This window comes from Chamaesiphon sp. VAR_48_metabat_135_sub, from assembly GCF_031418915.1.
Classification (GTDB): Bacteria; Cyanobacteriota; Cyanobacteriia; order Cyanobacteriales; family Chamaesiphonaceae; genus Chamaesiphon.
In genome coordinates this window covers 1-12,560 of record NZ_JANOJV010000027.1, presented here as the reverse complement: position 1 = coordinate 12,560, position 12,560 = coordinate 1, and the positions used below count along the sequence as shown (strand labels likewise).

Here is a 12,560-nt window from a genome sequence, read left to right as displayed (position 1 = left end):
ATATATGTCATCAATTGGAACAATTTTAAATAGCGAAATAGCAGCTTATATTGTCCTGGGACGTTGCGATGAGCATTAATCGTAATTTCGCTAGCGCGATAGAATACGCCTTGAACTTGGGACAGATTATAACGATGAATTAGCGTGACTGGATCGGGAGAAGTAAACTCTGTCAAAATTCGATTGTCTGGGATATCTGCATATAATCCTTGGGTGATTTGGGCGGGAATAATTTCGTGTTTTAATTCTTGACTGAGATTGCTAGCTAGGGTCGCTAATGTTGCCTTACTATTATCTACACTAGGACTAGAGATCGCTGAAAGTGCATATACTCGTTCGCGCAGTTCCGACGGTGGGAGAGGGCTAATAACCTCAAACAGACTGAAGGTTTTACTCTTGAGTAAATGTGCAAATCCCCGCTTAATCCGAAAGTCGGGACTATCGCCTTCTAGTTCCAAGAGCATCTCATCTAGTTGTCCCTGAGTGCCACCAACAACAGACTTAAAACAGTCGATAATCTCGATCGCCATCTGAATATGATGAGCGTCAATTTCAATCCGTTTGGGGACGATCGATTCGCCATTATATCGATAGATTAGTAATTCGCCTGGGAGCATTAATTAGTGGATGGTAGATAGTGGATAGTTTACATCGTAATCCTATTGGAGATCTGATTAGTAGGCGCAATTCATAAATTGCCCTTACTAATCAGATTCTAAAATCCATAACGCAGCGATACACTGACAGTATTATCTTTGTAGATATTTGCTGTCGGGCCGAGGGTGCGGCGAAAATCAATTTCAGCCGCATTCCAGCCTAAATATAACGTAGAATTTGAACTAGGATCTAAGTCAAAACCTAAGCTGGCACCAAAAGGGTTTTTAGTCATATTTCGATCGAATGCACTGACAAAGCCACCAACTTTTAACCTGTCAGTAATTTTCCAACCCACATTAAAGATCGTTTTATTCTCAACCGATTCTGGGAGGAGATTACCAAAAAACTGCGTTCCGCCCAGGGAAACATCTCCCAAATTCGCCACCATCCCTGCACTAACATAGCTCTGCGCAGAGCGGACGGGGAGCGATTGGATTTTGATCGCGCCATCGATTACATAGTTAGCATTGATCCCCAAGGTCAGATTATTACGCGGATTAGCTCCCAGGGAAATCGATTGATTGACGCTAGTCGAAAGTTGACTATAGTATTCAGGATCGGGATTGAGATAACCAATCCCTCCGACATTTAAACTCAATCCGCGTGGATTGACAATTGCGTAATCGGTACCGACATACGCTTTGACATGTGATGCCGTTTTGGGCTGAAATCCAGCATTAACAATTGCTCCAGTAAAATATCGCCACTGGGTATTGCCATTCAAATTCGCGCCTGTTAAGCTAACGTGAGGATAATAATCCGTGCGTTGACGAATCTTTTCAATATCAACTCGCTGGACATCTCGATTATAAACCGAGACATATCCTTGTCCGTAGGCATTTTTCAGGCCGCCAGAATTGAACCCAAACCCATTGAGGTTCACATCTACTGGCAGAGTACCCCCTTCACCACCACCACTAGTCACAATCCGAGGATCGCGCAGGGTAATATAACGATAATCCCGCTCAAACTCGCGCTCGACTACTGGGGATAAACCCACCCACAGAGCCAGATGTTTTGCTCCAGGTGGGACTCTGGGGTCGCTACCATGACTAGCAGCATAGCCAGTCCCCGATTGAAATACGGTCTGACTATTATCAGGAATGCGGATGGCATTCGCCACATGATAGAGATTTGGATTGACAACAATGCGTGCGCCTGGTTCCCCTGGTGCGATACTGGGCTGAAATTCTGGTAAGATTTGCCCTGCTACATTTACAAAAGCATTGACGAGTTGATTGCGATCTCCGTTAATATAATTTACCGATCGGATCGTCCGCGATAATGTGGATTCTTTGCCATTGTTGGCTAAATCCTGACTGACTTGAGTGGCATTAACAGCAATCCCTGGACTAATCTTTTCCTGTCTTTCCCCCGTCAAAGTTGCCAGTGTCCCTGGGGGTAGATTGACTAACCCAATGGCGGGAATATACAAGTCAATGCCATAATTCGCGCCATTGGCTCCACCCTGAAATCCTGGTTCCCTCATCGCGGCTACCGATGACGGTGAAACCACATCGCCAAATTGAGAGGTAATCAGTACTCCCCTCGGTTGCAATTTATCTGGGTCGATAACACTATCATCAATTTTGATACCAGGTAGGTAAGTACAGGTTCGCCCCGAACCGTCCAAACAGTTACCATCCAAGCTAATTTGCTGGCGCACTCCCAACAAATTTTGGGGTTTGGCGACAGAAACGATAATATCCTGATTTTGAGTGACAGTCCGTAATCCCACAACGTCCAGTTGGCTCTTCACCCGTACCACTCGATCTGCAGTCACACTTTGGGTATTCTTGGCTCCAATCATCCTGTAGATGTCAAAGCTGAGATCGCTATTCCTAAACGGACCAGCTTCATAGCCTGCGGTGGCTACTGTCCTAGTAAAGTGCGAAACCTTATTCCCGTTAAGCGGAACTTGGGTGGAGAAAGGATCGACGAGATTGGGATTTGTTTCTGCGGGGGGGATCAGAAAGCGCGGATCTTTCGTCGCTCCTGGCTTGAGTGGAGTAGGGGTATTTTCTGAAGGAACTGCTGGTGTATTGTTCGGTGCGAGCAGTAGCTCCTTAATGAAAATCGAATTAATCGGCTGGATTGGGGTGCTTTGAGGTAGTAAATTTGGGAAGAGTAGCGGCGAGAGAATCGTGGGTAGGACAATGTTGGTAATGGGAGTAGTTACTTGGGCAATCTGCGGATCTACCGCTGGATTACCACCACCATCTTCGCCATCTTCGCTAACCTCTGGTGCGGGACGTTGCCGTGTTGGGGAATTATTAGTGGTACTCGATATTTGCGTTGGGGGAACTATCTTATCGTTATTCTCTTTGAGTGCGCCTGCTAATTCTGTCGATGTTGTCTGCGCGCTAGCATTACTCGCGAGAATACAATACCAGCTAGCGATCGCAATTCCAGCATAAGCTAATTTAGATTTAGTTTTAAGATAGGTTAATAACTGTGAATCCATGACCGACCGGTCTCCAACAATTAATCGAGTCTTTCGCCAGTAGCTTTGTCAAGACGTTTGTAAGAAAATACCCATCCCTATCAGTTCGGGCCGAGTTATCGGCATCGAACTAAACTAGAGATGGATAGATACTTGCTTGAGTAAGTAAAAGTTGATTCGACTCAATCTCTAGGAGCTAAATAGAATCAAACTCTCCTACCTACTTGACGATGCCAGGGATAAAGGATAAACCAGCCGAAGAACCAGTGTAGTTATAAGTAGTTCCACTGCTGTTGCTATTTTGTGTATTAGCATTTTTGCTACTACCAGTGTTGGTGAAACCATCCTGACTGTTTGCCGATTGGCTGGCGGCACTCTTCTGAGATTGGGTGTTGCTAGCAGTTTCGGAATTTTTGCCACTGTTGCTGTTGGAGGCACTGTTCTGTTGGTCGGCAGATTGACTAGCAGAACTCTTACCAGATTGGTTATTGCTAGCAGTCTCAGAGTTTTTACCACTGTTGCTACCAGAAGCACTGTTCTGTTGGTCGGCAGATTGGCTGGCAGAACTCTTACCAGATTGGTTGTTTGCCGCAATCTCAGAGTTTTTACCGCTGTTGCTAGCAGAAGCACTATTCTGTTGGTCGGCAGATTGGCTAGCCGAACTCTTCTGAGATGCTTTGGCATATGCACTGGGATATTGACCTTCGCCATTGCCACTGCTGGAAGAACTTTTCTGTTTGTTAGCAGACTTGTTAGCAGCATCATTCTTGGATTGGCTGTTAGCCGCAATCTCAGAATTTTTGCCACTGTTGCTACCAGAAGCACTTTCTTGGCTGTTAGCAGACTGGTTAGACGAATTTTTCTGAGATTGGTTGCTGAATATGTTCTCAGCACTGCTGCTGCTGCTGTTAATGTCACTGCGAACTGCATAGGAGAAAGTTACTGGAATGCTGTAACCTCTGGCATCGGCAGTAGTACCAAAAATTGTACTAGCAGATTTAGCTGTAGACTCTGTTTCGCCAGTCGCCACAGCAGCAGAGAGTTCTTTGACTCCAGTGCCACCACCATTGCCATTCCCACCAGAATTTAAGGAGAAGTCACCTTTGGTGCCGCTGGTGCAATTATTACAGTCATGGAATTTGATCGATACCGCAGCAGCAGTAGAACCAGTCATCGGTTCTGCCTGGGCTGCCAGAGGGAAGAGCACAGAGCCAGCAGCTAGAGCTAGGGTTAATTTAGACGATAAATTCATAATTTTCGATCCTTAGCTGTATTTACAGTTAGGTAATGTATAATTCGGAAACAAGTTTTATATAAAATCTGGCTCGTCAACAGAGCTACTCGAAAATGATGGTTGCCAAGATTACCCTCTAGACAATTTAATCGTTGGCAAAGCCTCTGACGAAAGAGCATAGAGCATGTTGGCGGGTTTCTTTTTTTCTAAACAATCAGGATGCTGTAGTGTATATGTCCACAGCAATCTAAGCCGATAATACCTGCCAGAGCAAGGAGTTAAAGACACAAACAAATATTCTTCCTGAATAATTAGATTAATTAAATCGCTAAATGCAATGGGTGATGTTGCAGCAAAACTGAGAAATTCCCATCGATTGGTTCCGAGTTCTTAGTTCATCAAATACTTTCCAGATCGCAATCTATTTAGTAAAGTGATGAATTAGAATCTGTTGAGAGCTGTTTGTAAGATTTCATTAAATTCATAATACGACTTGCCTTATGGTTTGACAAGAGGCGTGTATCTGTTTGCTCAAATGTTGCGACAATATACTGACAGATTTTTATTTTTTCAATATGTTTAAGCTATATGGCTGAGTTAAATCTTGTATATTTAAGGAACATTACTGAATTAAACAGTAGAGTGATATGGAACACAAACATGATGATAACTTACATGCATTCGATCTATTACTACTGAATTTACCTCTACAGTTAGCCGATCGAGGCTACTTGATGCAAGCAATGAATTATACCTGTATAATTGCAGCTCCGAGGCGATCGATCCAGAAATAGATCGAACCGGTACCAGGTTCCGATCGTTTTGTTGCTAGAATTGAGTAGAATAGTTTGTGCCGAACATCTTTAAATGAATAAAAGATTTCGAGATCGGGCTGAAGCTGGACGCAAACTCTCCCAGCAACTTTTGAGCTATGCTCGTCACCCACAGACAATTGTGTTGGGATTGCCGCGCGGTGGCGTGCCTGTAGCCTACCCGATCGCGCGGACGCTCCAAGCACCTCTAGACATCTGTCTGGTGCACAAATTGGGACTACCTGGAGATCCAGAAGTTGCGATGGGCGCGATCGATCTTCAGGGGAGACTTTATCTCAACGATCTCATCGTATCTACACTGGGGATCTCGGCGGCGAGTATCGATCGCGTGGCAGAAATCGAGCTGAGGGAATTACAACGTCGCGATCGAGTGTATCGAGGCGATCGTCCCGAAGTGGATCTGCGGGAGCGAATCGCGATCGTCGTCGATGATGGGTTGGCAACTGGAGCCACGATGACAGCAGCAATTCAAGTCATCAGGCAACAACAACCAGCCCAGATTGTCGTCGCAGTACCAGTAGCCTTTCGAGATGTAGTGGTTCAATTGAGAGATTTTGTCGATCTATTCGTCTGCTTAATTATGCCAGAACCTTTTTATGCGATCGGCTCTTGGTATAATAATTTTGACCAGACTACCGATGCTCAAGTTTGTGACCTCTTGGATCGAAGCATTAGTTGAAAGTAAATTATGACCGTTGAATCAGAAATCGATCTAGCGTCTCCCCAGGAGAATTGCGAGCCGTGTAGTGAAGTTAAGGACGAACCGATACTCTGCCCTCACTGCAAACGGACTGCTACTAACAGGATTAAATGTAAAGGAATTTGTGTGGCTGAAAGCGATTATTGATTTCTATGCAACCACCAGCAACTGAATTACCCAATCGCAGTGCTCAGGGCATAAATCCGTGGAAGGTAACGATATTGTCCGCAGTTATTTCGACAGATCGGATTTCAATTCCACCTGGCTCGGTGATGCGAATGCCTGGTACTTGGGATGATTATTGCAAATTGCGCGACAGTCGGGGCGACGGCTCAATTCCCCGACTCAAATACTATCCTGGAGAGATTTTGCTAATGAGTCCATTACCCAGACACGGACGCGAGGCGAATATCCTGGCAGATATTGTCAAGGTGCTCCTGGAGAGTCAAGGGCGTAATTATGAAGCTTTTATACCGATTACAATGGAGCTGCCCGAAGTGGGTGGAATTGAGCCGGATTACTGTTGCTACATCGATAATTGGCAAGCGGTAGTGGGTAAGGATCGGATCGACTGGAAGCTAGACCCGCCCCCAGATGTAGCGATTGAAATCGATGTCACTTGTTCCGATCGATGTTTTCATGCCGCAATCCTAAAATTGCTCTCCTAGGGTGTGTTAGCTATAGCGCGAGCGTAACATGTGCGATCGTTGGGTGCATTATGCTGATGCTAACGCACCCTACAATAGATCGATTGCGATCGTGCAGAGCACAACAGAATTACCCTTTCCAAATCTTCTCCAAAACATCTGAAGGTGGAATATCCGCGATTTTACCAGTCCGAGACTTAATCGAGATCGATCGACCATTCTGAGGTAGTAGTTTAGCAGGATCGCTGGGGCCAAACAGGGCGATCGTATAAGTACCGACAGCTACCGCCAGATGCATCGGGGCACTATTCGTACATAACATTAGATTAGCACCTGCAACGATCGCCGCAAGTTTACCGATATCCGGCGGATTAATGACTTTAAGATCGTTACAGACAGCCAGCATTGAGTCGATAAACTCCCCATCATCAGGGCCTTTAATGATGACTACTGGTATGTTTGGTTGACGAGTCTGCAAATCTTTAATAATTTGTTGCCACTGCTTCACTGGATAAATCTTATTAACCCCCAGTTTTTGAGATAATTTACTTGCGCCACCGTGGATTAACACATAACCACTATCTTTAATCCCCAACCGTTGCTGCTCGGCTTCTGCCCAGTCAATATCTGCTGTTGGTACATTTACCCCCAAATCGGGACAAGGGTCGGTTACGCCCAAACCTTTGACCAAATCATGATACATCTGCGCCGCATACTGGTCGAGATTTAGTGCGACAGGATTAGAGAGAAATAATTTACTAATGCCCACATCAAAACCAATTCTGACGGGAATACCAGTCAACCAGAGGAGAAAGCCAACACCAAATCGTCGCCCCAAGGACATCGCAATATCATACTCGCGATCGCGGATGATGCCCAGGAGATTACCCCAGTCAGCAGGGCCATTGGTATCTTTGAAGTCGAAGGCAATGACTTTATCCACAGACTTGGAAACGCGATAAGCCGCAGTCGACCTAGGTTCGACGACTACATCAATTTCTGCCTCTGGGTAACGTCCTTTAAGATTATCGATTGTGGGGAAGAAGAGGATTTGATCGCCAATTCCACCAGGGACAAGAGCCAGGATACGCATTTGTACTCAAGTTACTGCTGTTTGTACGATCGATTCTAGCAGGAATAGCGGTCCAATTACCTACTCCTCTTTAATTGTAGCAAAGAGTCCCCTGCGAAATTATCCTTTTTACCGAGAGGTACCTGTTGACGCTCCCTGCAATTAAATCTTCTATCTGCTGAATGTCTGTATCTGTGGCGGCTGTCATGTTAACCTCGTAGTAGTTTTAGCTTGACTTCGATTTTCCTAACGGAGACGCTTCGCGATCGCGCTGCTTGTAACAGTCTACCGACTTAGCCCCCAGCCAAAACAGCCTATATATTGCTACCCATACATAGCAAAATCTGGCTCTCAGGACATGATTTGTTTCCTAAAAGCCTTATCGTGCTATATTACCAACCTATGGACGTACCCCGACTCGAACGGGGGACCTCATCGATGTCAACGATGCGCTCTAACCAACTGAGCTATACGTCCTTGCCGTTTCTAACGATAGCATAACAACTAGTATGCGTCAAGACTCCGTCCCACATTTTGTTATTTTGGAAATTATTGTTGGTGTAGTCTTTCTGGGGGAGAATCGATGGCCAATTGTTGGTAGTCAATGTTAAAATGGGGGAGTGTCTCCAAGGTTGGCCGATCGGTTTAGGCAGCGGACTCATAATCCGCGAGCGGAAGCTCTAGACAGGTTCGATTCCTGTACCTTGGATTAACAATAGCGATTCAGAGCGAACCAATTAGTCCGGGTGTCAATTCCTGGACGTTATTAATTACCACTCTGGCACCCGCTTGAACCAAACTCTCGCGATAGCCATCGACTTGTGAGACTTCTGTGAGAATGTGCGGTGGTAATACACCAATGGCCATAAAATCTCGCTCTGCTTGCACCTTTCTGGCATTGATAATCGTCTGCATATCTGCAACAGTATCCCCAACATAGATAATTGGGAGCGAGTCGATATTTCCGTGTTGCAATCCTAACTTAGCAACTGCCATAAATAAGCCTTGTGGATCTGGCTTACCTGGAGCGTCTTCCATTGCCACTAAAACAGGCGCAGTCAAGCCCAATCTACGCTCGAGGATATAACCAGCAGATCCTTGGGTCGCTCCGCTAAAAAAGCCCCAGGGGATAGTTGCAGCAGTTAATGAGGCAAAGTAGGCGAGACTGGCTAAGATTGGTTCGTCACAGATATAACCATTCCATTTAACCGGATCTGTACCGCGATATTTAGTCTGGAAATAAGCAACGATTCTTTCGTAATCTAGGTTTAATTCAGATCGAGTCTGCCCTTGGCCTTCAAAATAGCGATAAATTAACTCCTGTGAGGCTTCCCAGTCATTATTCCAGATGCCTTCACCTTTGAGTCTGTCGATCTCGATCGCGGTCGGACGATAGACTCCATTTGTAAACTCCGCTACTGTATCCGCTAATGCGCGACGATAGGAACTACCAACGTCTCGAATTACCCCATCGATATCAAATATGACGATCGCGCTCATTTCCGTCCTGCCACTAAATTAATTCAAAATTTACCATATTCTCAGGGTCGGTAAATGATACAATAATGGATTGTGTGCCAAACTAGCGATCGAATATGACCGAAACCATCACTGAAACGTTACCAGTAACATTATCCAAATTTATCTTAAAAGTTCTCTGGTTGGATGAGAACGTTGCTTTAGCTGTAGACCAAGTAGTTGGTAAAGGCTTGAGTCCTCTGACTGCTTATTTTTTCTGGCCGCGTAATGATGCGTGGGAACAGCTCAAAGCCGAATTAGAAGCCAAACACTGGATTGCGGAAGTCGATCGAGTGGGTATTCTCAATCAGGCGACTGAAGTGATTAACTATTGGCAAGAAGAAGGTAAAGGTCGTCCCCTACCTGAAGCGCAACTCAAGTTTCCTGAAGTTATCTTTACTGGCAGCAATTAATTCATCTGTTGGGTATTGGGCGATGTTAGCTAATTTGTCCCCATTACCCGAACGGCTTGCCGTTACAGTCAGCAATCGCCCCATTGATTACTCATGTTATTCACTGCAAGTGTCCCCGTCTGCGAGTTTGACGGTGGCTGCAGTTCGATAATCGATCGTCGAGTCTTGGCGATCGATGTGCCTATGTGTCCAGTTTTATACGTGGAACAATCAATTCCTGTCTCCTTTCGGAGACAGGGAAACTCAATACCTACTTAACCAACTCTAGTCCCCGCTTACAAATAGCCTCAGCAGTTATCCCATTAAACTTCATCAATTCCCCCGCCGTAGCCGTAGTTTCGCCGCGCTTCCATGCGAAGGTGTCGCGAGGTGAATTCGATCGCAACATCACAGGTTCGAGCATCGCTGGTGCGCCGCCTGTAATGCCAATTAGGGCACTACCGCCGAAGATTTCGGCGAATTTAGCATCGGAGAGGAAACCGCCGTCTGGTTCGCTACAGGTATCCCAGGCAACATCGCTAGGGCGATAGAGGCGACGGGGATTAATAATCGAGACGATTTTTGAGCCGATGCCTTCGGTTTTTAAAAACGCAGCGGCTTCAAAGGCTGGTGCTAGCGTCATGTCACCGATGACTGCGAAGACTACTTGCTTCTCGCCAGGGATGTCTTGCAAGACTACCGCGCCATCTTCCAAACCTTGGCGAGTTTGGGCGAAGGTGGTGCGGATGGGTAGAGGTGATTTACTGGCAGTGATGACTACGCCTTTATTTTGGGTAGTTAATGCCCAGTCGTAGCAAACTTGGATGCTATTGGCATCGGGTGGGAAGACGGGGAAGACGTTACCATTCCGCATCATTGAGGCGAAGTAGGCTTCGATTTCTGGGCGTTGGTGTGTCCAACCGTTGCGCCCCTGTTCTAGTGCCCCTGCGGTGTAGAGGGTGATGGTGGAAGGTGTTTTGCGGCGCAATTCTGCCATTGCTTGGGTGACGGTTTGCCAGATGGGTAAACCGTTGATGGCGAAGGATTCGTAGGAACACCAGAGGGTACGCGCACCCATGAGGGCGAGTCCTGCGGCTAATCCGGCGCAAGCGTCTTCGCTCAGGGGTTCGTATACTTGCCCGTCGGGTGCTTGGAAGTATAATTCGTCGGTGGTGGGGTGGATGATTTTCAGGGCTTGGTTGATATTGGCAATCCCTGAAGCTTCGTTCCCATCGGCGTTGGTGACGAGGAAGTTTTTGTCTGTTTGTCCGACGTAACCGACTAATCGCCCCATTGCGGTGGTGGATACTTTGGCTTCGCCGATGGCGTATTCTTCGAGCGGGAGTGTACCGAGGCTAGGTACTGGGAATACTGATTCGGTAGTAGCGACTTTGGAGGAGGAACCGCCACCAGCACGTTCGCAATTAGTTCGCACTAGTTCCCAGGCTTGGGGATGGAGAGCGCGATTTTTTAAGCCGCTGATAATATCGGCGTTATCGAGGGTGTGATGAGCATAAAGGTTATGAGATTTGGAACCTGTGGCGTGAACTCCTGCACCTTTGAGTTGTTTGATGATAAAGACGGTTAATTTACCACTCATCGCAGATTTAGCCGCTTTATCCACACCCGCTAAAATAGCTTGAGTAAAGGCTAGGCGTTGCTCGATCGAGAATAAAGTACTATCGACATATTCGCCAGTCTGATTTTTATCGTCGAAATCCTTGGCATTCACCAGAATTACTTCCTCAAACCCGTTACCACTCCAATAACTGAGCATCTCCTGATTCGTCTTGGTAGACACCATACTATGATGCTCCTGAGAGTAACCATTCCATACTAATACGGGTAAGAAATTAGTCACCGTCGGGAACGCAGTATGGAAATGCTGAATCGCGCTGATAATATACGGCTCACCCAAACCACCATCGCCGACGGTGAAAGGGAATAATTTATCAGTGTGCAATTTCGCCGCAGACATAGCGAAATGTTGCCCTTGACCCAACGGCCCCGCCGGAGCGAGAATACCAGGGATAAAGCCCGATAAGTGTCCAATCAGCCCATCTTTCTCGCGGAACTTGTCCCGCAATTGTTGAACTGTATCGATACCCATCGCTTCGAGCGAGCGATCGAGAAACATGGCACTATAGAATCCAGGCGCATGATGTCCGACTTCGGTCAGAATATTCTTATGTCCGAGCATCACCAATGAAGCATAGACTTCCGCTTGACTGGCGAATCCGCCTGGATGTCCCGATGCTTTGCTGGCACAGACTTGAAGGGTGAGATAACGCAGCGCGTCAGCATAGAGCAATGTTTGAAAAGCAGCAGTGGGATTGCTGGAATCGGTGATTCCCGTTTGCCCAACAGCAATAACTGGCGTGCTTCCATGCGTATCAAACACTGGGAGCAATTCCCCAAAATACTGAATTCCCTCGGCAAATGCTGGAGTGTGAGCCGCAATAGTCATAAGTATATTTGCCTTAAAATAGTAGATATCGATCGATGCTACCAGCTATTCTGGGTCATTGGCGCATTTTAATAAGGCGGGCGCGAGCCGCAACACCCAATTCTCTTGTAACAAAACTTATCTTTTTTTTAATAAAACCACCTCAATCCTCTAGGATCTTTGACAGGTAATTGTAAAATTTAACTTCTACACACTTCTTCATAAACAAGCTATAGACGAGCGAAACGTTTTAATCTGAAAGCTGTCCTGGTTTCACCGGAGACAATTTTCATCTATGGGGAAAACGGGATTAAACACCTCGGCAGACCCAATTATTCAAATTTCGATCGAGTTAGTGAGTGATAAGTAAGTTCGCCATCGCCCTATGGGTGACGATCCGAGCAAAACTGATGTTTGGCTGAAAATCGGCAACGATTGACAACCGATCCCCAGGATTTACATCCTCATCCGGGCAAGTCCAAAACCTTGACCCTACTCGATTAGGCTTAACAAAATATTCGGTTGGGAGATTTAAGATCTAATGAGTGTAAAGGCAAGTGGTGGCGGCTCGCTATCCCGTCCAAATTTATATCAAACATTGCCAGTTGCGACTATTTC

Annotated in this window: 8 protein-coding genes, 2 tRNA genes and 1 pseudogene; 4 read left to right on the top strand and 7 right to left on the bottom strand. The window is 46.2% G+C overall.

Going from position 1 to position 12,560, the window contains the following annotated elements:
- From RMO55_RS02215 to RMO55_RS02205, 3 genes are all read right to left on the bottom strand, one after another.
- On the bottom strand, positions 1–617 hold a 617-nt coding region (locus tag RMO55_RS02215), incomplete at its 3' end, for a DUF790 family protein (RefSeq protein ID WP_310422823.1).
- Positions 618–715: 98 nt separating this feature from the next.
- Entirely contained in the window at positions 716–3,121 is a 2,406-nt protein-coding gene (locus RMO55_RS02210; protein ID WP_310422820.1) for a hypothetical protein, read from the bottom strand.
- Between the two features lie 199 nt (positions 3,122–3,320).
- Positions 3,321–4,352, bottom strand: a complete 1,032-nt coding sequence (locus RMO55_RS02205) for a hypothetical protein (RefSeq protein WP_310422817.1) — start codon at positions 4,350–4,352, stop codon at positions 3,321–3,323.
- An 849-nt stretch (positions 4,353–5,201) separates the two neighbouring features.
- Here RMO55_RS02205 and RMO55_RS02200 point away from each other — a divergent pair.
- Both RMO55_RS02200 and RMO55_RS02195 read left to right on the top strand, forming a co-directional pair.
- Positions 5,202–5,846 (top strand): phosphoribosyltransferase, encoded by a 645-nt coding sequence (locus RMO55_RS02200; RefSeq protein WP_310422813.1) that lies wholly within the window; start codon positions 5,202–5,204, stop codon positions 5,844–5,846.
- A gap of 242 nt (positions 5,847–6,088) precedes the next feature.
- Positions 6,089–6,487 (top strand): annotated as a pseudogene (locus tag RMO55_RS02195) (Uma2 family endonuclease); the annotation flags it as partial.
- Between the two features lie 157 nt (positions 6,488–6,644).
- Here the strand turns inward: RMO55_RS02195 and RMO55_RS02190 are convergent.
- Positions 6,645–7,607: a glycosyltransferase family 9 protein gene (locus RMO55_RS02190; protein ID WP_310422807.1), complete on the bottom strand. Its 963-nt coding sequence runs from the start codon at positions 7,605–7,607 to the stop codon at positions 6,645–6,647.
- A 382-nt stretch (positions 7,608–7,989) separates the two neighbouring features.
- Positions 7,990–8,063 (bottom strand) — tRNA-Val (locus RMO55_RS02185).
- 149 nt (positions 8,064–8,212) lie between these two features.
- Here RMO55_RS02185 and RMO55_RS02180 point away from each other — a divergent pair.
- Positions 8,213–8,295 (top strand) — tRNA-Ile (locus RMO55_RS02180).
- Between the two features lie 14 nt (positions 8,296–8,309).
- Here the strand turns inward: RMO55_RS02180 and RMO55_RS02175 are convergent.
- A complete protein-coding gene (locus RMO55_RS02175) occupies positions 8,310–9,086 on the bottom strand; it encodes a TIGR01548 family HAD-type hydrolase (protein ID WP_310422804.1) in 777 nt (258 codons plus the stop codon).
- 95 nt (positions 9,087–9,181) lie between these two features.
- On the opposite strand from RMO55_RS02175, the gene RMO55_RS02170 reads away from it, so the two are divergent.
- Positions 9,182–9,517, top strand: coding sequence for a 30S ribosomal protein PSRP-3 (locus tag RMO55_RS02170; protein WP_310422802.1), 336 nt, complete (start codon positions 9,182–9,184; stop codon positions 9,515–9,517).
- Between the two features lie 250 nt (positions 9,518–9,767).
- On the opposite strand, the gene RMO55_RS02165 is transcribed toward RMO55_RS02170, so the two are convergent.
- Positions 9,768–11,963: a phosphoketolase gene (locus RMO55_RS02165; protein WP_310422799.1), complete on the bottom strand. Its 2,196-nt coding sequence runs from the start codon at positions 11,961–11,963 to the stop codon at positions 9,768–9,770.
- Positions 11,964–12,560 lie beyond the last annotated feature (597 nt).

Excerpts from the sequence above, each read along its gene's own strand:
- RMO55_RS02210 (WP_310422820.1), bottom strand. The coding sequence starts at position 3,121 with ATGGATTCACAGTTATTAACCTATCTTAAAACTAAATCTAAATTAGCT.
- RMO55_RS02205 (WP_310422817.1), bottom strand. The coding sequence starts at position 4,352 with ATGAATTTATCGTCTAAATTAACCCTAGCTCTAGCTGCTGGCTCTGTG.
- RMO55_RS02200 (WP_310422813.1), top strand. The coding sequence starts at position 5,202 with ATGAATAAAAGATTTCGAGATCGGGCTGAAGCTGGACGCAAACTCTCC.
- RMO55_RS02190 (WP_310422807.1), bottom strand. The coding sequence starts at position 7,607 with ATGCGTATCCTGGCTCTTGTCCCTGGTGGAATTGGCGATCAAATCCTC.
- RMO55_RS02175 (WP_310422804.1), bottom strand. The coding sequence starts at position 9,086 with ATGAGCGCGATCGTCATATTTGATATCGATGGGGTAATTCGAGACGTT.
- RMO55_RS02170 (WP_310422802.1), top strand. The coding sequence starts at position 9,182 with ATGACCGAAACCATCACTGAAACGTTACCAGTAACATTATCCAAATTT.
- RMO55_RS02165 (WP_310422799.1), bottom strand. The coding sequence starts at position 11,963 with ATGACTATTGCGGCTCACACTCCAGCATTTGCCGAGGGAATTCAGTAT.